Origin of the sequence: Micromonospora sp. CA-249363 (assembly GCF_050950185.1) — a bacterium.
In the GTDB taxonomy this organism is placed as follows: Bacteria; Actinomycetota; Actinomycetes; order Mycobacteriales; family Micromonosporaceae; genus Micromonospora.
On the sequence record NZ_CP192020.1, the window covers coordinates 2,146,015 to 2,168,759 of the forward strand.

Sequence of the window (22,745 nt, forward strand, 5' to 3'; positions counted from 1 at the left end):
GCCCGACCCGGACCCGGGCCGGGCCCGGCGCTGGTCAGCCCACCGGGTCGGCGCGTAGATAGGTGAGCACGGCGAGGACCCGCCGGTTGGTGTCGTCGCTGGGTGGCAGGTCGAGCTTCAGCAGGATGTTGCCGACGTGCTTGCCGACGGCGGCCTCGGTGACGTGCAGCCGGGCGGCGATGGAGGCGTTGGAGCGGCCCTCGGCCAGCAGCGCCAGCACCTCCCGTTCGCGGGCGGAGAGCGCGGCGAGCGGGTCGCGGGGCCGGTGCAGCAGTTGCCGGACCACGTCGGGGTCGATGGCGGTGCCGCCGCCGGTGACCCGGCGCAGCGTGTCGACGAACTCGGTCACCTCGGCCACCCGGTCCTTGAGCAGGTAGCCGACCCGCCGGCCGTCGCCGCTGTCCAGCAGTGCCGCCGCGTATCCGGTCTGCACGAACTGACTGAGCACCACCACCGGCAGGTCGGGCCGCTCGGCGCGGAGCGCGACGGCGGCGCGTAGCCCGTCGTCACGCCGGCCGGGTGGCATCCGGATGTCGGTCAGCACCAGGTCGGGCTCGTGCGCGCGGGCCGCCTCCAGCAGCTCGGGCGCGGAGCCGACGGCCGCGCACACCTCGAACTCGAAGCGGGTCAGCAGCGCGACCAGGCCCTCGCGCAGCAGCACCTCGTCCTCGGCGAGCACCACCCGGGTCACCGGCGACATGGCAGCTCCACGCGGACCAGGGTAGGCCCGCCGGGAGGGCTGGCCAGCAGCAACCGGCCGTCGGCGGCGGCGACCCGGTCGGCGAGGCCGGTCAGCCCGGTGCCCCGGGCCGGGTCGGCGCCGCCGTGCCCGTCGTCGGACACCTCGACGACGAGGTCGCCGCCGGCCCGCGTCAGGCGTACCTCGGCGCGGGTCGCTCCGGAGTGCCGGGCCACGTTGCCCAGCGCCTCGGACACCACGAAGTACGCGGTGGTCTCGACGATCTCCGGCAGGTCCCCGTCGACGTCCGCGTGCACCGCGACCGGTACGGGCGACGCGTCGGCCACCTCGCGTACGGCGCCGGCGAGGCCGAGGTCGGTGAGGCTCTGCGGCCGGATGCCGTGCACCAACTGCCGCAGCATCGCCATCAGACCCCGCGCCTGGTCGTGCGCCACGGCGAGGGGCCGGGCGGCGGGGGAGTCCTCGGGTACGTCCAGCCGGGCCAGGCCCAGTTGAAGGGTGAGGCTGGTCAGCCGGGGCTGCGCGCCGTCGTGCAGGTCCCGTTCGATGCGCCGCCGTTCCGCTTCGTACGCGCCGACCAGCCGCGTCCGGGAGCGGGCGACCTCGCGCAGCGCCGCCGCGTCGACCGGGCTGGCCAACGCCCACCGGGCGACGGCGGCCTGTGCGGCGGCGAGCAGTCCCGCCGCGTAGCAGAGCACCGGGATCAGCAGCACACCGACGATCGCGTACGGGACGGCTTGACCGGTGCTCTCGATCGGACGCCAGATCACCACCGGATCGGCGGCACCGGCCAGCCAGGGGCTGGTGACCATCCCGAGGTCCAACAGCACCAGCACCAGGAACGTCCAGTACGCGACGGGCACGGCACCGCCCAGCCAGAACAGGTACGCGACCTCCCGCCAGCTTGCCGCGCTGCGGTAGCGGGCGACCAGGCCCGGCCACGGCGACGCGGGCAGCGGGCGCCCGTCCACGAGGCCGATCCTCCACCGTTCGACGGCGGCGACCGGGACGCTCGCGAGCGGCGCGAGGGCCACCAGGGTGAGGCTGCCGACCGCCAGGAACAGCATCAGCGGTATCTCGGGGGGCCTGCCGTGCTGCCGCAGCGCGTTGGCGGCGGCCAGCAGGGGCGCGCCGATCACGAGCAGCCCGACGGTGAGCACGCCGGCGACCGGCACGGTGGTGACCAGGTAGGCGAGCGCGCGCCAGGGCCAGGCGGAGATCAGCCAGTCGCGCCTTCGCAGGGTCGCGGCCAGGTGACGGGGGTGTTCCGAGGTCATGCCGCAGACGCTAATCGCCGGCCAGGGGCCGCCCCAGCCGTCCAGATCCCCTCTTCGGGGTATGCCCAGCACTACCGGCCGAACGGGTGTGCGGGGTCCGGAAACGGGAAGAACGCGCCGTCACGCGATCCGTGTGGCTCTGATGGCGGCGGCGGGAGCGACATGGGTGCCAGAACCTTCGTGGTGGTCGGCGGTACCAGCGGACTGGGCCTCGCGGTGGCCCGGCTGCTGCTCGACGAGCACCGCGTGGTGGTGTTCGGCAACGTGCCGGACGAGGTCGCCGCGACGACCAACGAGCTGGGGTGCGACGGCGCGGTCTGCGACGTCTCCTCCTACGAGCAGGTCCGGGACGCGTTCGCCGAGGTGGTGGGGCGCTACGGCACCGTCGACGGGGTCGCGGCGTGCGCGTCGATGTGGGCGGGCGGTGACCTCGGGGACCTGCCCGTGGAGCACATCCGGCGGGCCGTGGACATCAACGTGCTGGGCACGACGTACCTGCTGCGGGAGGCGCTGGAACACCTGCACCGGCAGGGCTACGGCAACATCGTGTACGTCGGCGCGATGGCGCTGGCGGCGCCCCGGCCGGGCATCCCGGTCTACCGGGCGACCAAGAGCTACGGGAGCAGCCTCGTCGACTCGCTGGCCGAGGCCCAGCACAACAACCGGGTCAAGGTGATGCAGCTGCATCCCGGGCCGATGCCGACCCGTCTCCAGGAACGCGTCGGCGCGGAGTTCCTCGACGAGGTGTACGCCCTGCCCGAGCAGGTCGCCACCGAGGTCGTCCGGCTGCTGCTGCTGCAACCCGACGACCTCTACGTCTCCGGTGAGCGCGTGTTGCGCGCGGACGGGCGGTGGTGACGGCGGCAGCCGGAGCGGGTGACCGTCCAGCCTCCGCGTGGGCGCCCCTGCGCGGCGCCGTCTACCGCAACCTGTGGCTGGCCCTGCTCGCCGCCAACATCGGCACCTGGATGCAGACCGTCGGCGCGCAGTGGCTGCTGATCCACCACTCCAACGCCTCCACGCTCGTCGCGCTGGTGCAGACCGCCAGCCTGCTGCCGATCCTGCTGCTGGCGCTGCCCGCCGGGGTGCTGGCCGACAGCTTCGACCGCCGGCACCTGTTGATCGCCGTGCAGCTGTTCCTGGTGGCGGTGGCGCTGGCGTTGACCCTGCTCACCCTGACCGACCGGATGCCGCCGGCCCTGCTGCTCACCCTCACCTTCGCGTTCGGGGTCGGGCAGGCGCTCACCCTGCCGGCCTGGTCGGCGGTGATTCCCGAGCTGGTGCCGCAGGAGCAGTTGCGGTCGGCGTCCGCGCTCGGCTCGATCAGCGTGAACGTTGCCCGGGCGGTGGGGCCGGCGGTGGCGGGTGTCCTGATCGCCCGGATCGGCGTCGCCCCGGTCTTCGGGCTCAACGCGGTGGCGTTCGCCGTCTTCGCGGCCGCGCTGTGGCGGTGGCGGCCGGGCACCGCCCGCGCCGTCGAGGTGCCCGAGCGGTTCGCCGCCGCGCTGCGGGCCGGTAGCCGCTACGTACGCCACTCGCCGATCGTGCGCCGACTGCTGCGCCGCGCGTTGGTCTTCGTGATCCCGGCCAGCGCGCTGTGGGCGCTGCTGCCACTCGTGGCGGCCCGGCGGCTCGGGCTGAGCTCCGGCGGGTACGGGCTGCTGCTGGCGGCCCTCGGGGTGGGTGCCATCGCGGGCGGTGTGCTGCTGGCCGTGATCCGTGCCCGGCTGTCTGCCAATCAGCTCCTGCTGATCGCGGGCGCGCTGTTCACCGGCGCGTTGGCGGTCCTCGGCACGGTACGGGTGGTGCCGCTGGTGCTCCTCGCCCTGCTGCCGGCCGGGGTGGCCTGGGTGACGGTGCTGGCCAACATCAATGCCGAGATGCAGCTCTTCCTGCCGAGTTGGGTACGGGCCCGAGGGCTGGCCGTCTACCAGGTGTGTTTCGCCGGCGGGCAGGCCGTCGGCGCCCTGGCGTGGGGTCTGGTGGCCGACATGGGCGGGCTGGTCCTCGCCTACCTCGCGGCGGCGGCGTTGATGTTCGTCGGGACCGTCACGAGCCGGATCTGGCCGCTGCCGGACCTGCGCTCGGTGAACCGTGAACCGGCGACCTACTGGCCGCAACTGCACCTGGCGCACGAGCCGGACCCGGCGGTGGGACCGGTGCTGGTGACTGTGGAGTACACCGTCCGGCCGGAGCGCATGGAGCCGTTCCTCGCGGCCATGGACGTGGTACGCGGCGCCCGGCAGCGCACCGGCGCGATGCGCTGGGGGCTGTTCCGGTCGGCCGAGACGACGGACCGGTTCGTCGAGGTGTACCTGGTGCCGTCGTGGGACGAGCACCTGCGCCAGCACGGTGGCCGGTTGACCGGCGAGGACCGCGAGGCCGAGGCGCGGGTCCGGGAGCTGACCGACCACGTCCCGGAGGTACGACACCTCGTGCCGGCCGCCGCCGGACCCCGGCTGTCCGACACTCGCGAAGGACTCTGACCTCCCGTACGCCCAATTCGTGGGACCGCTCGTGGGCCTCGCCGGCGTCGGCCGGCCGGCGTACCGCGTACGCCCGCGTTGTTAGGATGGCCGGACCATGGCGACTGAGCGCAAGCCGACCGCGGACCCGGCACGCAGCCTGGCAATCCTCTGGCGCACCCGGGAACCGACCAGCCGCGGCGCCGGGCAGGGGCTCACCGTCGACCGGATCGTCCGGGCCGCCATCGACATCGCCGACGCCGAGGGCCTCGACGCGTTGACCATGCGTCGGGTCGCCGAGGCGCTGGGCGTGGGCACCATGTCGGTCTACACGTACGTGCCGGGCAAGGCCGAACTCGTCGACGTCATGATCGACACCGCGTACGGCGAGATGCCGCGCTCCGCCGTCGAGGGTGACTGGCGGGCCCGGCTGGAACGGATCGCCCGGGACAACCTGGCGCTCTACCAGCGGCACCGGTGGATGGTGCGGGCCGAGACCACCCGTCCGGTGCTCGGGCCGCACCTGATGGCCAAGTACGACCACGAACTCGGCGCGGTCGCCGACATCGGGCTGACCGACGTCGAGATGGACGCGGTGCTCACCCTCGTGCTCGGGCACGTGAAGAGTTCCGCGCGCGCCGCCTCCGAGGTGGTCGACCTGGAACGGGAGACCGGGATGACCGACGGCCAGTGGTGGCAGTCGCACGCGCCCTGGCTGGAGACGTTCCTGAACCCCGACAGCTACCCGACCGCGTCGCGCGTCGGCACCGCTGCCGGCCAGCAGCACGGCGCCGCCTACGGCCCGGAGTACGCCTTCGAATTCGGCCTGCAACGCGTCCTCGACGGCATCTCGGTGGTGGTCGCCGAGCGGGCGGCCAGGCGGTAGCCGCGACGTCCGGTGTTACCCGTCCGACTCCGGCGCGCGGACGGCGGCGGCGAGCCGGGCGAGGGAACGGGCGGACGTGCTGCCCGGCTCGGCGTGGTAGACGACCAGCGACTGGGTCGTGCCGCTGATGGTCAGCTTCTCGTAGCGCAGCTCCAGATCGCCCACCTGCGGATGGTGGAGCATCCGCAGCCCGCCTCCGGCGCGGACGGTGACGTCGTGGCGCGCCCACAGCCGCCGGAACAGCTCGCTGCCGGCCGTCAACTCGTCGACCAGCTCGGTGAGCCGTGGATCGTCCATCTCCGCCCCCACCTGCGCGCGCAGGCCGGCTACCGCGCTGGCGGCGACCGCCTGCGGGGCCGGGTAGAGCGCCGACGCGCGCTGGCCCAGGAAGACCTCGCGCAGCAGGTTCACCCCGACCCGGTAGATCGGTGTCAGCGCGGTCGCCATCGGGTTGGCGAAGAGGACGTCCAGGTGCCGCCCGTGCACGAAGGCGGGCGTCTCCGCCCACGAACCCACCAACTGCCGGATGCCCACCGGTACCCGCTCCGGGCGTCGTGCCGCGCGGCCGGCCGGGGCGTGTCCGCCGAGGCGGCGCAGGTGCGCGGTGGCCTCGGTGTCCAGCAGCAGCGCCCGCGCCAGCGCTTCGAGCACCTGGGCCGACGGATTGCGGTCCCGGCCCTGCTCCAACCGCAGGTAGTAGTCGGCGCTGATGCCGGCGAGCAGGGCCAGCTCCTCGCGTCGGAGGCCCGGCACCCGTCGGCGGCCGTGTGCCGGCAGACCGACGTCACCCGGCCCGACCAGCTCGCGCCGGGCACGCAGGTACTCGCCCAGCGGGCCGGCCGTGCTCACCAGCCCATCGTAGGAGCGGCCGCCGCCGTCCAGCCTGGTCCTGCCACTACCAGGAAAACCGGTAACCCGGATATCGCCGTCCGGTCGGGTGACAGTGGGTTCCGTACGCGTGATCGAGAGATGGGACAGAGATGACCGAGCGAATCACCACGCCATTCGGTTTCGCCTCGACCGCCGACGAGGTGCTGGCCGGAGTCGACCTGACCGGCAAGCGGGCCGTCATCACCGGGGGCGCCGCCGGCATCGGCATCGAGACCGCCCGCGCGCTGGCCGCCGTCGGCGCCGAGGTGGTGCTCGCGGTGCGTCGCGTCCCGGCCGGCGAGCAGGCCGCCCGGGACATCGCGGCCAGTGTCGGCGCGGAGCGGGTCACGGTCCGCGAGCTGGATGTGGCCAACCAGGATTCGGTACGCCGGTTCGTCGCCGGCTGGGACGGGCCGCTGCACATTCTGATCAACAATGCCGGGATCATGGCTCTGCCCGAGTTGGAGCGCACGGCCGAGGGCTGGGAGATGCAGTTCGCCACCAACTTCATGGGGCACTACGCGTTGACCGTCGGCCTGCACGACGCTCTCGCCGCCGCCGCCGGCGGCGCCCGGGTCGTGTCGGTCAGTTCCAGCGGCAACCTCTTCTCCCCGGTGATCTTCGACGACCTGCACTTCGCGTTCCGGCCGTACGACCCGCTGTCGGCGTACGGGCAGTCCAAGAGCGCCGAGGCGCTGCTCGCCGTCGAGGCCGACCGTCGCTGGGCCGGCGAGGGCATCCACGCCAACGCCCTGAACCCGGGCGCGATCGCCACCGGGCTGCAGAAACACACCGGCGGGCTGCGGACGCCGAAGGAGCGGCAGAAGAGCCCGCAGCAGGGCGCTGCCACCTCGGTGCTGCTCGCCGCGTCCCCGCTGCTCGAAGGCGTGGGCGGTCGCTACTTCGAGGACTGCGCCGAGGCCCCGGTCCGGACCGAGCGGCCCGCCGACTACAGCGGCGTGGCGGCGTACGCCGTCGACCCGGGCAACGCCGAGCGCCTGTGGAACGTGGCGGCGGACCTTATCGCCCGCTGACCTCGGGCCCGCCTCGGCGGAACCCGCCCGAGCCGGTCGCCGCGGATGGTACGACTGGGACGGCAGGCGGCGTCCGGGAAGGGGGGCGATGGCGAACGGGCTTCCCGGACGGCTGCTCCAGAAGCGGGAGAACCCCCGCCGGACCTCGTTCCTGGAGCTCTTCTTCGACCTGGCCTTCATCTTCGCGTTGACCCGGCTGTCCCGGGCGGTGGTCGACGACCCCAGCCTCAACGGTGGCTTCCAGGTCATGGTGATGCTGGCGGCGATCTGGTGGGTGTGGTTCGTGACCGCGTGGTCGGCGGACTGGTTCGACCCCCGGGCGCCGCTGATCGTCGTACTCCTGCTCTGGGTGATGTTCGGCGGGCTGCTGATGGCCGCGGCCGTGCCCACCGCGTTCGGCGCGCACGCCGCGTTGTTCGCCGGCGCCTACGTGGCGATCCACGTCGGTCGGGGCGCCCTGCTGATCCCGGCGCTGCGCGGGCATCCGCTGCAACTGCGGAGCCTGCGGGTGGCGATCTGGTTCGCGATCTCCGGTGCGATGTGGCTGGTCGGCGCGGCCATCGCCCCGGCCCGGCAGGTGCTCTGGACCGCCGCCCTGGTGCTGGAGTACTCCCTGGCCCGGCTGCGCTGGCCGTTCCCGTGGCTCGGCCGCAGCTCGTGGCCGGACCTCCAGGTCAACGGTGATCATCTGTCGGAGCGGTACCAGCAGATCTTCATCATCGCGTTGGGTGAGCTGATCCTGTTCGCCGGCATCGCCTACAGCGAGGCCGGCCTGCACGTCGAGAGCACGCTGGCCTTCGCCCTGGCGTTCGTCACCGCGGTGGCCCTCGCCCGGCTCTACCTGGTGCCGGCCGGCTCACGGCTGGGCGCGAGCATCATGGCGGCCGGTCCGCCCGGCAGCAAGCTGGCGCTACTGGCCGGTTACCTGCACCTGCTCATGATCGCCGGCGTCCTGGCCACCTCCGTGGCCATGGAGATGACGATCGAGGACCCCCGTACCGAGGAGACGGCGCAACTGGCTCTGGGTATCGTCGGCCCGGCGCTGTTCCTGACCGCCCGGATCCTGCTCGCGTGGGTGGTCGACGGCAGCCGACCGTGGGCACGCCTGTTCGGTGTGCCGGCCCTCATCGTGTGCGGGTTCGCGACCCAGCGGCTTCCGCACGTCGCCAACAGCGCGGTCGTGGCCGGGGTGCTGGTGCTGATCGTGCTCGTCGACGGGATGCCCGGCCTCCGGCGCTACGCCGGCAGGGCCATGCGGGACGGCGCGCCCGATCCCCGGCGACCCGGGTAACCGGCCGGGGATGCCGATGCCAGCACCGCGACACGATGCCCCACCGCGACGCGCCGACGTGGTGGAGCTGCGGGTGCACGGCGTCTCGGGGGCGGAGCCCTCGGTCGTCCTGGGCTCCGCGGGAGCGCGCCAGGTCGCCGGTGACGACCGGGGCGGCTTCTACCGACCGCAGGGGACGGACCGCGAGGGCCCCGACGGGTTGACGCTCGAGGCGTACCGCTGGGGTGACCTGCCCTCGGGCACGGTGGGCCGGACGATCTCCATGGTCCTGCTGCTGCCGTTCATGCTCAGCAACGCGGCGGTGTGGATGCGACCCACCGGCAGGCGTGCCGCCTGGGTCACCGTCCTGTGCCGGCTCCTCGCGCTCAACCTCACCCTGGTGTACGTGGTGTCCATCGCCGGGGTCGCCCTCGACCTGCTCGCCTGGCGGTGTCTCGGCGCGACACCCTGTCGGGCGCCCTTCGACACGCTGTTCGGGCTGGACGACCGACCCGTCGGCCAGCGGCTGGCCGCGCTGACGTTGCTGCCGATAGCCGCCGTGGGGCTCCTGCGACTGCTCGGGACCCGCCGTCCCCGACCGGCCGGCAACCCGCTGTGGGCCGTGGAGCCGCTGGTGGAGCGGTTACGGGCGATCCATGTCGCCGCCGCGCTCGGCGTACTCGATCTGCTGCTGCTCACGGCCCGACGGGCGGGCGACGCGACGGTCGAAACGAACCTGCTGCTGACGTCCAGCGCGGCGGTCCTGGTGGCCTGTGTTTCTCTGCTCGCCGTACCCGGCCTGATCGACCGGGCCGCGACCGCGCGGACGGCGACCGTGACCGCCCGCGCCACGGCCGTGGTGGCGGCCGGACTCACCGTGGCGACCCTCGTCGTCGTCAGCGCCGAGCGGTCCTGGCCGCGGTCGACCGGGCTCCCCGGCTACAACGGGGTCGCGGGCGGCACCCTGTTCGGTCAGATGGTGTTGCTGGTCCTGCTCAGTGGGCTGGTGTTGTGGCGGCGGGGTCGCGGCAACGGTCGCCGGGCGCTGCCGGGGGGAGCGGGCGCGGCGGTCATCGCTGCCATCGCGGTCGGCCTGGCCGGCGCGCTCGTCTCCGGCCTGGTCTACCAGAGCGGGGTACTGCTGGGCGGATACCGCGGTGACGGCGGCCCGCCGCTGCCGTACCGCTGGACGGTGCTGGCCTTTTTCCTGCACGTGGTCGTGGCGGCACTGTTGGGCGCCGCGCTGACCCTCCTGTCGCGGCGACGTCGCCGCCGCGCGGCGGCGACGATCACCGCCCGTGACTTCCCCGCGCCGCCGCCGGAGGCGATCGTGCGGTCGCGGCAGGTCACGAAGGCCGTGGCCCGTGCGCGGTTCACCGAGTGGCTGGGCCTGCTGGCCGTCACCTACGCGGTGCTCGCCCTGGTCGGGCTGGCCACGAATCTGCTCGGGCAGTTCGGGCGCGAACCGGACGAGGTGGCCGGGGGCGTTCTCGGCCTGCCGCCCGGCGCGGTCGAAATGGGCCTGGCGGGGGGCACCTACCTCGTCGCCGCCGTGGCTCTCGCGCTGTTGTCCGGCGGCCTCTTCGCGTACCGCACGGCGTGGTTCCGCCGGCACGTCGGAATTCTGTGGGACCTGGGTACCTTCTGGCCCCGGGCCGCCCACCCGTTCGCGCCGCCGAGCTATGCCGACCGGGCGGTACCGGAGCTGGCCGACCGGATCGGCCAGCTGGCCGAGCGGCACGCCGGCGTCCTGCTGTGCGGGCACAGTCACGGCTCGGCGCTGCTGGCGCTCGCGGTGCTGCGGCTGCCGCCGGCCGCGCGGAGACGGGTCGCGCTGCTGACCTACGGCTCCCCACTGGACCGCCTCTACGCCCGGCTCTTTCCCGCCTACCTCGACAACACGACGTTGCGTCAGGTGGGGGAGCGGGTCGGCTGGCGGTGGGTCAACCTGTGGCGGGACACCGACCCGGTCGGCGGCTGGATCTTCGCTGCGCACCGACCCGGCGATCCTGCGCCGGACCCCGTCGACCCCGGCGGTCACGTCGACCGACGGCTGCGGGATCCGGACGGCCTGCTGCCGACGCCCGGCGAGCGCAGGCCTCCGCCGTTGCGCGGGCACCACCCGGGTGAGGCCGACCCCGCGTTCCGGGCGGCCGTACGCGACCTCGTCGGCCGGCTCCGCGACTGCGAAGCGACGTGAACAGAGCGCGTGCTACTCGGGCCGGTCGGACTCCGCCACCACTGCGCGTACCTTGCGCAGGGTGGCGTCCGGCGCGCGGATCGCCGCCCGCCACCGGTCCAACGTGCGGGTCAGCACCCGGACGACGAACTGCAACTGGTTGACCTGCTCGCGCAGTGTCCCCAGCTCGGAGCGGGCGTGCAGCGCCTCGCCCTCCAGCTCGGTGATCCGGCTCTGGAGCGGTTGCACCAGGGTGAGGGCGGCCTCGGTGAGGGTGTCGGCGGCGTCGGCCTTGAACTTCCCCCGCTGCACCAGCACGGTGGCGATCGCGGCGAGACCGGTCGAACCGCCGAGGATGCCGAACACACTGAGTGCAACCTGCACCCAGTGTGGCGCGGCAGGGGCCGGCGAGGTGTTCACGGGGCACTTCCCTGTAGTTCTTCGTAGCTCAGACATTCACATGCGCGGACGAGGCGGCGTAGGTCGACGGCGAGTTGCGCGGCCCGCCACAGCGATCCGACCGCCACCGCCACGACGAACGACGCGGCGACCAGCGACTGCTGACTCCACAGCGCCAACAGGGCCACCGCGTACATGCCGGTGATCGTGCCGAGCACCAGGACCGACGCGAGCTCGATGCCGAGCCCGGTGGAGAGCCGTCCGGGCCACAGGATGCCCAGCAGCCCGCACACGCCCACCGCGATCAGACCGACCTCCCAGGCGGCCTGGACGGGCGCCGGCATGGACGTCTGGATGGAGGTCGGTCGGACATCGAGCACCATCAGCATGATGCCGCAGAGGGGTGCCGTGGTCAGGACAGCGACCTCGTACGGCTGGTGGCGGGACCGGATACGCAGATACCTCACGGCGACTCCCTGGTCGAAGACCCCCGCATCCGCCAGCGACCGTGGTCGGTGCCCGGTGAGGGTGACGTGCGGACTGCTGCCGGATGGCACCAGTCCTTCAGCCGGGGCGGTAGGGAACGGTCGATTGGTCGAGAGAGGGGACCGACGTGCCGTCGTTGGTCGCCGATATCTGCCTGTGTATCACCGTTGACCGGTTGGCGTCCACCTGGTGTAACGTCACATTTCCGCAGGTCAGGCGGTTTGCAGGAGTGCTGCCGGGCCGCCTGCGGTAGCCCGCCCGCCCTTCGGCCGCTCGTTACATTCAGTGTCGGATATCCAACTCCTCGTGTCCGCCGTGCCGAGGGCCAGACCTGATCTACGCCACGCTGCCGACGCGACCTGGGTGCGTGCCCGTGCGGGCGGCGACTTGCCCGGTTCCCCTGGAACAGGTCACCGGCGTGCGGTCAGATGGAACCACCGGCCTCCGCCGTCGGCCGGGCGATCGAGGGGGGTACGCCGTGCAGGTGCTCGTCCTGATCGTGGTGCTGGGCGCCACCGTCCTGATCGGCACCACGCTCGGCGGCCGGTACCGGGTCGCGCCGCCGGTGCTGCTCATCGGGTTCGGGGTGCTGCTCGGGCTCGCGCCGCCGCTGTCCGACGTGGTCCTGGAACCGGACCTGGTGCTCCTGATCTTCCTGCCGGCGATCCTCTACCGGGAGAGCCTGACCATCAGCCTCCGCGAGATCCGCGCCAATCTGCCGGTGATCGGGCTGCTCGCCGTGGTGCTCGTGGTGCTGACCATGGTCACGGTCTCGTTCACCGCGCAGGCGTTCGGCGTCAATCCGGCGGCGGCCTGGGTGTTGGGCGCGGTCCTCGCGCCGACCGACGCCGCCGCGGTCACCGGCCTGGCCAAGCGGCTGCCCCGCAAACTCCTCACCACCCTGCACGCGGAGAGCCTGATCAACGACGGCACGGCCCTGGTGGTCTTCGCGGTGACCGTGGGCCTGCTCACCGAGAGCGCGAGGCCGGGGGCGCTGGGCATCGGCGAGGAGTTCGTGGGGGCCAGCCTCGGCGGGGTGGTCGCCGGCCTGCTGGTGGGGGCCGTCGTGGTGTTGATCCGCAAGCGACTCGACGATCCGCTGCGCGAGGGCGCGCTGAGCGTGCTGACGCCGTTCGCCGCGTTCCTGCTCGCCGACACGGTGCACGCGAGCGGTGTGCTGGCCGTGGTGGTCGCCGGTCTGGTGCTCGCGTACGCCGGCCCACGGGTGATCCGTGCCCGCTCCCGGGTGCTGGCGTACGCGTTCTGGGACCTGTCCACGTTCCTGATCAACGGTGGCCTGTTCGTGCTGCTCGGCACCCAGATCCCCCGGGCGGTGCGCGGGATCGTCAGCACCTCGCCGCAGAGGGCCGTACTGATCGTGCTCGCGGTCACGCTCGTCGTCGTCGCGACCCGGTTGGGCTTCATCTTCCTGACGGCACAGTCGGCGAGACTGCGACGTCGTCGGATGGCCGAGCAGGAACGCAGTGTTCCGAGCTGGCGGGTCGGCACGGTCGCGGGCTGGTCCGGTTTCCGGGGCGCGGTGTCGCTCGCCGCCGCGCTGGCCGTCCCGACGATGACGGTCACCGGGCGGCCGGTCGTCGAGCGAGATCTGATCATCTTCGTCACGGCGCTGGTGATCGTCCTGATCATGCTGGTGCAGGGCACCACCCTGCCGTTGGTGGTGCGCTGGGCGCGGCTGCCCGGCGACCCCGAGCGCGTCGACGAGGCCCGGCACGCCCGCCGGCGCGCCACCCAGGCCGGCCTGGACGCCCTGCCCGGGGTCGCCGCCGAGGTCGGGGCCGAGGACGAGGCCGTAGGCCGGCTGCGGGCCGAGTACCAGCGTCACCTGGCCGACATCGACGAGACCGGCGGACGTACCGCGGAGGAACGCCGACTGGAACGCCGGCTGCGCCTCGGCGTCCTCGCCCACAAGCGACGGGAGTTGACCCGGCTGCGCGACAGCCGGGAGATCGACGACCTGGTGCTCCTGGAGCTCCAGTCGGCGCTGGACAACGAGGAGATCCGGCTGCTGGGACGTGGACCCAACGACTGAGCGGGTCCGGCGCCGATCCCTGACGTATTGGTGACACCGCCGTGGCCCGCGATCGGGGCGTGCGGGCCGCGCATCGGCGGGTACGGTGGAGGCTGTTTCGGCGTTCGTCGATGCGCTCGGTCGGTGAGGGGGTGCCCATGACCACCGGGGCGAGCGCGGCCGAGCCGCAGGTGGTCACCGAGCGGCAGTTCCTCGACGAGGTGGCCTCGGTCACCCGGGAGCGTGTCGCCACCCAGTTCCTCTACCTCATGGCGCAGCAGGATGCCGTCGTCGGCGTCCAGTGGGAACAGCCCGGGGTGGACCACCTCCGGCGCTACCGGGTCCTCGACGCCTGTCCGCACTGCGTCGTCCTCGCCGCGGTGGCGACGCTCGCGCCCGTGCTGCCGCTGGACGTGCTGCGGGCCGGGCGTGCCCGGCCGCAGTACGAGACGGTCCTGCGTACCGGCCGGTTGCCCCACCTGGCGTTCGCCCGTCCAGCAGGACAACCCGGGGCGAGCTGGCTGGGCGACTGCCACGCGGTCGACGGTGACCCGCGCTCCGACGCCGACTGCCCGAGGCACGCCGCGCCCGCCCGCGCCGGCGACCCGTTGGCGCTGCGCCTCGAGTCGCTGCCCAGGGCCGTGCGGGAGCTGTACCCGGACGACGGCGCGGCGGCCGCCGACCTGGTGCGGCGGCTACGGATGGCCCAGGACTGGCGCGCGGACGCGCAGGCCGTGGCGAGCGGCATCCGCGAGGCGGCGGCGACCTGGGCGTTCCTGCGTAACTCCTGCGTGCTGGGCGTGCCGGTGCCCGGTGCCAACGGTCTCGTGCTCACCGTGGCGCCGGATCGTGCCCCGGACGACCGGCCGCTGGGCGAGCTGCACGCGGCGACGGTACGTGCCCTGCCCTCCGGCGGTCCGGTGCCCTACCAGGAGTTGGCCTGCCTGCTGCCCGACCCGGCCCCGACGACGCAGCGCATGCCGACGTACGCCGGCGCGGTGGACCTGACCGCCGCCGCGCCGGTGCGGACGCTGCGGCTGCCGGCGCCGCGCCGGCCGTTGAGCACCACCGGCCGGGGTGTGCTGCTGCTCTACGAGGCCCGGCACGCCATGGGTCGGCACGTGGCGAGCGCGCCGGTGCGCGACAGCGCGTACTGGGATTCCGAGGCGGCGTTGAACGTCTTCGAGTTCACCCTGTTGGAGCGGGTCGCCGGGCGGCACTACCAGGAGGCGGTGGCCGCCTACCTCCAGGCGTTGCGGCGCGAGGGCGACCTCCTTGCGCGCCCGCACAAGGTGCTCGACCGGCGTCGCCGCAAGGCGCTGTCGCACGCGTTCGGCGGGCTGGACGACGAGGAACTCCACCTGTGGGCGTCGGTCGCCTACCGCAACGCCATCCTGGAGCTGCTCGGCGACCTGAAGGCGTTCGCCACGCACCTGCGCCTGCAGGCCGGCTGACGCCGCCCCCTCAGAGCACCTGGGCGAGGAAGCGACGCAGCCGGGGATGGTCGGCCCCCTCGAAGATCTGCTCCGGCGGACCGGCCTCCAGCACGACACCCCGGTCCATGAAGGCCACGGTGTCCGCGACCTGCCGGGCGAAGCCCATCTCGTGGGTAACCACCACCATGGTCATCCCGGCGGCGGACAGGTCGGCCATCACCCCGAGCACCCCCTTGACCAGCTCCGGGTCGAGCGCCGAGGTGGCCTCGTCGAAGAGCATCACCTCGGGCCGCAGCGCCAGGGCCCGGGCGATCGCCACCCGCTGCTGCTGACCGCCGGAGAGCTGCGAGGGTCGGGCGTCGGCCTTGCCGGCGAGCCCCACCAGCTCCAACTGCGCGCGGGCGACCTGGACCGCCTCGTCCTGGCCGAGCTTGCGCAGCCGGCGCAGCGCCAGCGTGATGTTGCGCAGCACGCTCATGTGCGGGAAGAGGTTGAACTGCTGGAACACCATGCCCACCCGCTGGCGCAGCGCATCCGGGTCGTCCCGGAGCACGCTGCGGTCGTCCAGCAGCACGTCGCCGCGATCGGGCTCGATGAGGCGATTGAGCGTCCGCAGCAGGGTGGACTTGCCCGAACCGGACGGGCCGATCACGCAGGCCGTCGCGCCGCGCGGCACGTTCAGGTCGACGCCGCGCAGCACGCGGTTCGCGCCGAAGGCGAGGTGGATGCCGTGTGCCCGCAGGCTGACCGAGGTGGTCGTGGCGGTGGTCATCGCCGGTCTCCTTCGGTGGCCGAGGTGAGCGTGGGCTCGTCTTCCTCGTCCGGCGCGACGGTGGTCCGGCCCTCACGCAGCCGCCGGTCGATCCAGTTGACGAGGTGAGTCAGCGGGACGGTCAAGGCCAGGTAGAACAGGCCCGCCAGCAACAGCGCGGACTCGTTTCCGGTGGTGGCCGCGTAGTCCTGCCCGATGCGGAACAGCTCCCGCTGACTGGCCACCAGGCCGAGGAAGTACACCAGGCTGGAGTCCTTGATCAGCGCGATGAGCTGGTTGACCCAGGCGGGCAGCACCCGCCGGATGCCCTGCGGGATGATCACCAGCCGCATCGCGTCGGCCCAGGAGAAGCCGAGCGCCCGTGCGCCCTCCAACTGGGCCGCCTCCACGGACTGGATGCCGGAGCGGAAGATCTCCCCGATGTACGCGGCGGCGATCAGCGACAGCGCGAGGATGCCCAGCGGGTACGGGTCCGGCCCCCACACCTGCATGCCCAGCGGCGCCAACCCGACGCCGATCAGCAGGATCGTCGCCGCGGCCGGCAGCCCCCGGAAGACGTCGGTGTAGACGCGCGCCGGCCAGCGTAGCCACCGGCTGCGGGAGATGCCGGCCACGGCCAGCAGCAGACCCAGCACCGTGCCGAGCAGGGCGGCGGAGACCGCCAGGATCAGCGTGTTGGGCAGCCCGACGGTCAGCATCTCGGGCAGCGCCTCGCGCATCGCGTCGATGTCGAAGAACGTCTCCCACAGGGTGCTCAACGGATCCATCGTTCGCCTCTCCTACCGCCCTGCTCGCTCGTCACCGGATCAGGAGGCGGCCGACGCGGACGCCGACGGCGCCACCACCGTGCCGCTGCCCGGCTTGAAGTCGGCCGGGATCGGCCGGCCCGGGTAGTACTGGGCCTGCAACCGGCTCCACGTGCCGTCGGCGATGACCTCGTCGAGGGCCTTGTTCAGCGCCTCGCGCAGCTTGTCGCTGCCCTTGGCGACGGCGTACGCGGTCGGCGCCGGGCTGAGCTGCTTGGCGGCCACCGTGATCTTGCCGCTGCTGTCGGCGGCGGACTTCTCGCCGATCTCCGCCGGGGCGATCCAGGCGTCGGCCGTGCCCGCCTTGAGCTGGTTGATCGCGCCGTTGTAGTCCGGTACGCGCACCGGGTCGAGCTGCTTGCCGGTGGCGTAGTCGTCCTGGACGGTGCCCTGCACCACCACGACACGCTTGCCGGTGAGCTGGTCGAACCCGCTGATCGGCGAGCCGGCCGGCACGTCCAGCCCGAAGTAGCCGAAGTCGTACCCGTTGCCGAAGTCGACGGTCTTCTTGCGCGCCTCGGTGATGGTGATCGAGGAGCTGCCGACGTCGAACTTGTGGTTGTTGACCTGGGACAGCAGCGCGGAGAAGTCGGTGCCGACGAACTCGACCTTCAGGCCGAGCTTGCCGGCCACGGCGGTCAGCAGGTCGTTGTCGAAGCCGGTGAACTTACCGTCCTTGAGATACACGTTGGGCGGGGCGTCGGTCAGCGTGCCGGCCCGCAGCACGCCGGCCTGCGCCAGGCCGTACGGGTTGTCGGCGTTGCCCGCCGACCCGCCGCCACCACCGCTGCCGCAAGCACTCAAAGCACCCAAAGCAACAGCAGCAGCAGTAAATACCTTCAAACCAAACGAGAATCGCACAGCCATCTCCAAATGGGGATACGTCGACCCCGTCGATCATGAAGTTGTTGCCGCGACACGCCGGTCGGGCGGCAACAACTTCATGATCGACGCGAGAGGTCGCGTGGTGGGTGGGGCGGGAGGGAGAGCGAGCTAGCGCTTCAGGCGGCGGTACACGCCGCGCTGCGCATTCGCATCAGGTCCACGTGACGACGCCGGGTCAGGGCCGGCGTACGCCGACTGGCCGGTGGTGTGGGGCTGAGGATGTGCATGCGGTCTCCCGGGTCTTGTTGCTGACCTGGGTGCCAGGCCACGCTTGCACCGACGTCCTGCCGGTGCCTGGTCTTCACCCGGGGCACCCCACCGCGGAGGAGGGTTGCCGGCCAGCGAGCCGGGGCTTCGCGCTGGCGCTCATGACCTGCGCCGAGGCTAGCAGCAGCGACCGGTCGGTCGTCCAGCCGATATGACCACGCTCACCGACGGTGACCGGCGCTCGGCGCGGAGGTCAACCGGCGTGCACGTGGGGTCGACGCGTCCGGTCCGGCTCCTGACGCCGCAGGATCTCCCGGGTCACCGAGGCGATCTCGCCCTGCCCGAACGCCAGGTAACGCAGCACGTTGCGGGCCGGGCCGCCCTCGGTCCACTCGAAGTAGATGTGCGGGCGTCGCGTGCTGCGGTCCCGGATCTCCAGTAACAGCGCGGCCAGCGCGTTGGGCACCGAGGAGCTGGCCAGACTGAGCACCGGGAAACGGCCGTGCGCCACACTGCCGATCACCAGCAACCCGGTCTCGAAGTCCGACGGGTCGGTGACCCGGACCTCGACGAAGATCACGTCACTGTCGTCGGGGAAGTCGTTGTCCGCCATCGTCTGGGCCAGCTTGTCGCGGTACTCCGCGAGGTCGCGGCGCTCCGGTTCGTGCGCGACCAGGCGGATGCGGCGTCCGGAGCGCTCGTCGATCAGCGCGGTCGCCAGCTCGTCGAGCTGGACGTGGTCCACCCGCAGCTCGAACGCCCGCATCACCCGCGACAGCGCCGACACCAGGATCATCGCTCCGATGAAACAGGCGGCGATCTTCACACCGTCGGGGCGCTCCGCCACGTTCGCCACGGTCGTGTAGACGAACACCACCGCGATGGCCCCGAACGCGACCGTGCGGCCCCGTTGCCGTCGCCGCCGCGCCGCGAGGGTCACGGCCGTCGCCGCCGAGGTGATCAACACCAGAACCCCGGTGGCGTACGCGCCGCCCTGCGCGTCGACGCTGGCGGAGAAGACGATCGTGATCAGGAACGCCACGCCGGTGAACACCAGGACCAGCGGCCGGACCGCGCGGGCCCACGTCGGCGCCATGCCGTAGCGGGGCAGATACCGGGGTACGAGGTTGAGCAGCCCGGCCATCGCGGACGCTCCCGCGAACCAGAGGATCGCGATGGTGGAGAGGTCGTAGACGGTGCCGAACACCTCGCCGAGATGCTGGTGGGCAAGGTAGGCCAGCGCCCGGCCGTTGGCCGCCCCGCCCGGCTGGAAGGCTTCGGGCGGTATCAGCACGGTGGTGGTCACGCTGCTGGTGATGAGGAAGACGCTCATCGTCGCCGCGGCGGTGGTGAGCAGCCGTCGCGCGCCCCGGATGCGGCCCAGCGGCCGGTCCTCCGAGTCCTGGCGGTCCCCGCGGATGTGCGGCATCACCGCCACCCCGGTCTCGAAACCGGACAGGCCCAGCGCCAGCTTCGGGAACACGAGCAGGGACAGCCCGACCACCAGCAGGGGATCGCCGTGTCCGGTGGTCAGGGCGTTCGTCCAGTCCCCGACGGCGCTCGGGTGGCTCACCACCCGCCACAGCGCGTCGGCGATCACCACCGCGTTCAGCGTCAGGTAGATCGCGACCAGGACGACGGCGATCCCGATGGCCTCGCCGAACCCCCTGAGGAACACCGCACCGAGCAGCGCCACCAGCAGCAGCGTGAGGATGACCTCGTGACCCTTGAGGCCGCCGGGCAGGAACGGGTTCTCGTCGATGTGGGCGGTGGCGTCGGCCGCGGACAGGGTGATGGTGATGATGAAGTCGGTGGCCGCGAAGCCCAGCAGCACCAGCACGAACAGCTTGCCCGGCCAGTAGCTGAGCAGGCGTACGAGCATCGCGATCGAGCCCTCGCCGTGCGGGCTCTCCACCGCCACCCGCCGGTAGACCGGCAGCGCGCCCAGCAGCGTCACCAGCACCAGCACCAGGGTCGCCACCGGGGAGAGCGCCCCGGCGGCCAGCGCCGCGATGCCCGGCTGGTAGCCCAGCGTCGAGAAGTAGTCCACGCCGGTCAGGCACATCACCCTCCACCAGGGGTGGTGCCGATCCTTTCGTGGGCGGACGTGCAGTCCCTGCGGCACGGGCTGCTGCGACCCGTCGGCGAGCAGCCAGCGCCGCAACCGGTCGGTCCGCCGGCCGGCACGCGTGTTGCCCTCCAACCGCGTCACCCCCGTCCCGCCCATGGTCACCGCGAGTATCCGCCGCGCGAACGACGTCCGTCCGGCGGTGTGCGGAACCCGCCCGTCGGAAGCACCGGCCCCGGGCCCCGGGTTTCGCATCTGGCGCACCGGGGAAGCAGCGCCCCCCGTCCCGACCCCGGGTCGGGCAGCGCCGGGAGGGGAGCGGGCTCGTGGTTGGTGGCCGCCGCTTCCGCCGGGGCGACGGCTTCGGCCGCCAGCTCGACGAGCACGAGGCGCGGGTCGGGGCCGTCCCGCCGACGCGGCCGGGGAGCCCGTCCGCCGGCCGTCTGGTGGACAGCGCCGTCTACATCCGGGGGCACCGGTTCGCCTCACCGGCCGGTCTCGCCGACACGTACGCCTGCCTTCAGACGCAGGACCACGCGATGGCCTGGATCGGGCTGTACCGGCCCGACATCGACCAGATCTCGTCACTGGCGCGCGAGTTCCGTCTGCACGACCTGGCGGTGGAGGACGCGATCAACGCCCACCAGCGGCCCAAGCTGGAACGGTACGGGCACACCCTCTTCGTGGTGCTGCGCGCCGCCCGCTACGACGACCTGCGGGAGGAGGTGGAGTTCTCCGAGCTGCACCTGTTCATCGGGCCCGGTTTCGTGGTCACGGTCCGGCACGGCGAGGCGCCCGACCTGGCCGCCGTACGACGCCGCATGGAGGCCGACGCGCCGATGCTCGCCCGGGGCCCCGAGGCGGTGCTGTACGCGATCCTCGATCAGGTCGTCGACGGGTACGCGCCGGTGGTCGCCGGGTTGGAGAACGACATCGACGAGATCGAGACCCAGGTGTTCGGCGGTGACCCGAACGCCAGCCGGCGCATCTACGGGCTCAGCCGGGAGGTCATCGAGTTCCAGCGGGCCGCCCGCCCGCTGCTCGGCATGCTCGACTCGCTGGCGGCCGGCGCGGGCAGCTACGGCGCCGACGAGGAACTGCGCCGCTACCTGCGGGACGTCACCGACCACCTCACCCAGGTGGTGGAGCGGGTGGACGGGTTCCGGCACCTGCTGCAGAACATCCTCACCGTCAACGCCACCCTGGTCTCGCAGCAGCAGAACGAGGAGATGCGCAGCCTCACGGCGGCCAGCTACGCGCAGAACGAGGAGCTGAAGAAGGTCTCGTCGTGGGCCGCGATCCTGTTCGCGCCGACCCTGATCGGCACCGTGTACGGGATGAACTTCGTGCACATGCCCGAACTGAACTGGCGCTTCGGCTACCTGTTCGCGCTCCTGCTCATGGTGCTGGTCTGCGGCACCCTCTACCTGGTCTTCAAGCGCCGCGGCTGGCTCTGAACGACGCTCACTCGATGCCGCGCAGGATGTGCCGCTCGTCCTCGATGTCGTCGTCGCCGGCGCCGATGCGACCGAGCAGCACGGCGGCGGCCCAGATGGTCAGCGGGGTGGCGGCACCGGTCATGCCGCCGCCGGTGCGGTCCTGCTTGGTCTGGCTCCGCTCGCTCCGCGGTGGCCTGCGCTGAGCCTGCATGGGCCCTGCCTCTCCTCGTCGAAGCCGTCGCGGGCGGCGCGGTGTGCCCCGCGCCCGGCCGGGCGGCCCGCAAACGCGGGTCGCCACCGGTACGGCATCCACGTCGAACCATCCCACGTCAGGCCGCGTCCGCACCCCCTGTTTTCGGTTTCCCGACTCACGCCCGCCAAACCGGACAACTTGCCCGACAATTGGGAAAGCTCAACCCAGCGGGTGGGCGATGCCGCGCGCGTGATCGGTGAGCGCCGCGCCGACCACGGTCGCCGCCAGCGGCAGTACCTCCAGACAGCGACGCACCGCGGCGGCCATCAGCGTGTTCGGCACCCGCATGGACAGCGTGCAGTGCGGCACCCAGCGCCCCGGCTGGTAGTGCTCGACCAGCCCGATTCCGGCGGCGGCGAGCCGGCCGTGCACCAGCCGGTGATGCGCCAGCAGCTCCGCCGTCGGCGTCGGACCGAGCCAGAGCACCCGGCCGACGAACTGCCCGGCGTGCTGGAAGTCGAGGCGCAGCGGGGCCGCCACGACTGTTCCGCGCAGCGCCTCGGCGACCTGCTCGGGGTCGAAGCGGGGCGCCACCGCGAGGGACACGTGCGGGCGGTGGCGCTGCTGGAGCAGCGAGCGCATGCTCTGCACGCCCTCGACCTCCAGGGCGTCCCACAGCACCCGGATCCGCCGCGTGGCGTCCGGGTCCAGATACAGCTCCAGCGCCGCGACCACATGATCACGGTAGCGGCCGAGGTTTGGCCGTCGGCGGCCGGCGGTACGGTGATCCAGAACCCACCAGGAGGCGTACCCGTGGACGTGAGTGACCTGCTGATCGAGACGTACGACCGGCTGCCCGACCTCGTCCGCGCGGCGGTCGACGGCCTCACGCCGGAGCAGCTGCGCTGGGCGCCCGGCGAGGGCGCCAACTCGGTCGGCTGGCTGGTCTGGCACCTGACGCGCGTCCAGGACCACCACGTCGCCGACCTGCTCGACGCCGAGCAGATCTGGACCAGTGGCGACTGGGCGGGCCGCTTCGGGCTCGTCGCCGACCCGCACGACACCGGCTACGGTCACACGCCCACGCAGGTGGCGGGGGTACGGCCGGAGAGCGCGCAGGCGCTCATCGACTACTACGGCGCGGTCTCGACGCGTACCCGATCGTTCCTCGCCGGCCTGCGCCCGGCGGACCTGGACCGGATCGTCGACGAGTCGTGGGACCCGCCGGTCAGCCTCGGCGTACGGCTGGTCAGCATCGCCGACGACGACACGCAGCACGCCGGCCAGGCCGCCTACGTGCGGGGCCTCCTCGAGGCCCGCTGACCCGCGGTTCACCCGATC

Annotated in this window: 21 protein-coding genes and 1 riboswitch; of the genes, 10 read left to right on the forward strand and 11 right to left on the reverse strand. The window is 72.6% G+C overall.

Annotation, left to right across the window (positions count from 1 at the left end):
- Positions 1–34 precede the first annotated feature (34 nt).
- Together ACQPZK_RS09885 and ACQPZK_RS09890 are read right to left on the reverse strand one after the other, a co-directional pair.
- Positions 35–700, reverse strand: coding sequence for a response regulator transcription factor (locus ACQPZK_RS09885; protein WP_433538003.1), 666 nt, complete (start codon positions 698–700; stop codon positions 35–37).
- Positions 688–1,977, reverse strand: coding sequence for a histidine kinase (locus tag ACQPZK_RS09890; protein WP_433538004.1), 1,290 nt, complete (start codon positions 1,975–1,977; stop codon positions 688–690). Before ACQPZK_RS09890 ends, ACQPZK_RS09885 begins: the two co-directional genes overlap by 13 nt.
- 162 nt (positions 1,978–2,139) lie before the next feature.
- Here ACQPZK_RS09890 and ACQPZK_RS09895 point away from each other — a divergent pair, with 162 nt between their 5' ends.
- The 3 genes from ACQPZK_RS09895 (at position 2,140) to ACQPZK_RS09905 (ending at position 5,328) form a co-directional block, all read left to right on the forward strand.
- Positions 2,140–2,835 (forward strand): SDR family NAD(P)-dependent oxidoreductase, encoded by a 696-nt coding sequence (locus ACQPZK_RS09895; protein ID WP_433538005.1) that lies wholly within the window; start codon positions 2,140–2,142, stop codon positions 2,833–2,835.
- Positions 2,829–4,463: an MFS transporter gene (locus ACQPZK_RS09900; RefSeq protein WP_433538006.1), complete on the forward strand. Its 1,635-nt coding sequence runs from the start codon at positions 2,829–2,831 to the stop codon at positions 4,461–4,463. Before ACQPZK_RS09895 ends, ACQPZK_RS09900 begins: the two co-directional genes overlap by 7 nt.
- Positions 4,464–4,560: 97 nt before the next feature.
- Positions 4,561–5,328 carry a TetR/AcrR family transcriptional regulator gene (locus ACQPZK_RS09905; protein ID WP_433538007.1) on the forward strand — a complete coding sequence of 256 codons (768 nt, stop codon included), beginning with the start codon at positions 4,561–4,563 and terminating at the stop codon, positions 5,326–5,328.
- Positions 5,329–5,343: 15 nt separating this feature from the next.
- Here ACQPZK_RS09905 and ACQPZK_RS09910 read toward each other — a convergent pair whose 3' ends face one another.
- Entirely contained in the window at positions 5,344–6,177 is an 834-nt protein-coding gene (locus tag ACQPZK_RS09910) for a helix-turn-helix domain-containing protein (protein WP_433538008.1), read from the reverse strand.
- A gap of 131 nt (positions 6,178–6,308) precedes the next feature.
- On the opposite strand from ACQPZK_RS09910, the gene ACQPZK_RS09915 reads away from it, so the two are divergent.
- From ACQPZK_RS09915 to ACQPZK_RS09925, 3 genes are all read left to right on the forward strand, one after another.
- Positions 6,309–7,232: an SDR family NAD(P)-dependent oxidoreductase gene (locus tag ACQPZK_RS09915; protein ID WP_433538009.1), complete on the forward strand. Its 924-nt coding sequence runs from the start codon at positions 6,309–6,311 to the stop codon at positions 7,230–7,232.
- An 88-nt stretch (positions 7,233–7,320) separates the two neighbouring features.
- Complete coding sequence (locus ACQPZK_RS09920; protein ID WP_433538010.1) at positions 7,321–8,523, forward strand: low temperature requirement protein A; 1,203 nt, start codon at positions 7,321–7,323, stop codon at positions 8,521–8,523.
- 16 nt (positions 8,524–8,539) lie between these two features.
- Positions 8,540–10,702, forward strand: a complete 2,163-nt coding sequence (locus ACQPZK_RS09925; RefSeq protein ID WP_433538011.1) for a hypothetical protein — start codon at positions 8,540–8,542, stop codon at positions 10,700–10,702.
- 12 nt (positions 10,703–10,714) lie between these two features.
- Here ACQPZK_RS09925 and ACQPZK_RS09930 read toward each other — a convergent pair whose 3' ends face one another.
- Both ACQPZK_RS09930 and ACQPZK_RS09935 read right to left on the reverse strand, forming a co-directional pair.
- Positions 10,715–11,101 carry a hypothetical protein gene (locus ACQPZK_RS09930; RefSeq protein WP_433538012.1) on the reverse strand — a complete coding sequence of 129 codons (387 nt, stop codon included), beginning with the start codon at positions 11,099–11,101 and terminating at the stop codon, positions 10,715–10,717.
- Positions 11,098–11,547: a hypothetical protein gene (locus tag ACQPZK_RS09935; RefSeq protein ID WP_433538013.1), complete on the reverse strand. Its 450-nt coding sequence runs from the start codon at positions 11,545–11,547 to the stop codon at positions 11,098–11,100. The genes ACQPZK_RS09930 and ACQPZK_RS09935 overlap by 4 nt, the downstream gene beginning before the upstream one ends.
- A gap of 497 nt (positions 11,548–12,044) precedes the next feature.
- On the opposite strand from ACQPZK_RS09935, the gene ACQPZK_RS09940 reads away from it, so the two are divergent.
- Together ACQPZK_RS09940 and ACQPZK_RS09945 are read left to right on the forward strand one after the other, a co-directional pair.
- The gene (locus tag ACQPZK_RS09940) at positions 12,045–13,619 is read left to right on the forward strand and encodes a Na+/H+ antiporter (protein ID WP_433538014.1); all 1,575 of its coding nucleotides are present in this window, start codon (positions 12,045–12,047) and stop codon (positions 13,617–13,619) included.
- A 137-nt stretch (positions 13,620–13,756) separates the two neighbouring features.
- Positions 13,757–15,052: a hypothetical protein gene (locus ACQPZK_RS09945; RefSeq protein ID WP_433538015.1), complete on the forward strand. Its 1,296-nt coding sequence runs from the start codon at positions 13,757–13,759 to the stop codon at positions 15,050–15,052.
- 10 nt (positions 15,053–15,062) lie between these two features.
- On the opposite strand, the gene ACQPZK_RS09950 is transcribed toward ACQPZK_RS09945, so the two are convergent.
- The 4 genes from ACQPZK_RS09950 to ACQPZK_RS09965 all read right to left on the reverse strand — a co-directional run bounded on the left by ACQPZK_RS09950 (position 15,063) and on the right by ACQPZK_RS09965 (position 20,027).
- The gene (locus ACQPZK_RS09950) at positions 15,063–15,806 is read right to left on the reverse strand and encodes an amino acid ABC transporter ATP-binding protein (protein WP_433538016.1); all 744 of its coding nucleotides are present in this window, start codon (positions 15,804–15,806) and stop codon (positions 15,063–15,065) included.
- The gene (locus ACQPZK_RS09955; RefSeq protein ID WP_433538017.1) at positions 15,803–16,573 is read right to left on the reverse strand and encodes an amino acid ABC transporter permease; all 771 of its coding nucleotides are present in this window, start codon (positions 16,571–16,573) and stop codon (positions 15,803–15,805) included. Before ACQPZK_RS09955 ends, ACQPZK_RS09950 begins: the two co-directional genes overlap by 4 nt.
- 39 nt (positions 16,574–16,612) lie before the next feature.
- Positions 16,613–17,416 (reverse strand): ABC transporter substrate-binding protein, encoded by an 804-nt coding sequence (locus ACQPZK_RS09960; RefSeq protein ID WP_433538018.1) that lies wholly within the window; start codon positions 17,414–17,416, stop codon positions 16,613–16,615.
- A 343-nt stretch (positions 17,417–17,759) separates the two neighbouring features.
- Positions 17,760–17,871, reverse strand: a riboswitch (SAM riboswitch).
- Between the two features lie 86 nt (positions 17,872–17,957).
- Entirely contained in the window at positions 17,958–20,027 is a 2,070-nt protein-coding gene (locus tag ACQPZK_RS09965; protein ID WP_433538019.1) for an amino acid transporter, read from the reverse strand.
- Between the two features lie 71 nt (positions 20,028–20,098).
- On the opposite strand from ACQPZK_RS09965, the gene corA reads away from it, so the two are divergent.
- Entirely contained in the window at positions 20,099–21,229 is a 1,131-nt protein-coding gene (corA, locus tag ACQPZK_RS09970; protein WP_433538020.1) for a magnesium/cobalt transporter CorA, read from the forward strand.
- A 7-nt stretch (positions 21,230–21,236) separates the two neighbouring features.
- Here the strand turns inward: corA and ACQPZK_RS09975 are convergent, their stop codons facing one another.
- Positions 21,237–21,422 carry a hypothetical protein gene (locus ACQPZK_RS09975; protein WP_433538021.1) on the reverse strand — a complete coding sequence of 62 codons (186 nt, stop codon included), beginning with the start codon at positions 21,420–21,422 and terminating at the stop codon, positions 21,237–21,239.
- A 201-nt stretch (positions 21,423–21,623) separates the two neighbouring features.
- The gene (locus ACQPZK_RS09980) at positions 21,624–22,139 is read right to left on the reverse strand and encodes a 2'-5' RNA ligase family protein (RefSeq protein WP_433538022.1); all 516 of its coding nucleotides are present in this window, start codon (positions 22,137–22,139) and stop codon (positions 21,624–21,626) included.
- Between the two features lie 78 nt (positions 22,140–22,217).
- Between ACQPZK_RS09980 and ACQPZK_RS09985 the strand changes: the two genes are divergently transcribed.
- On the forward strand, positions 22,218–22,727 hold the full coding sequence (locus ACQPZK_RS09985) for a mycothiol transferase (protein ID WP_433538023.1): 510 nt from the start codon (positions 22,218–22,220) through the stop codon (positions 22,725–22,727).
- Positions 22,728–22,745 lie beyond the last annotated feature (18 nt).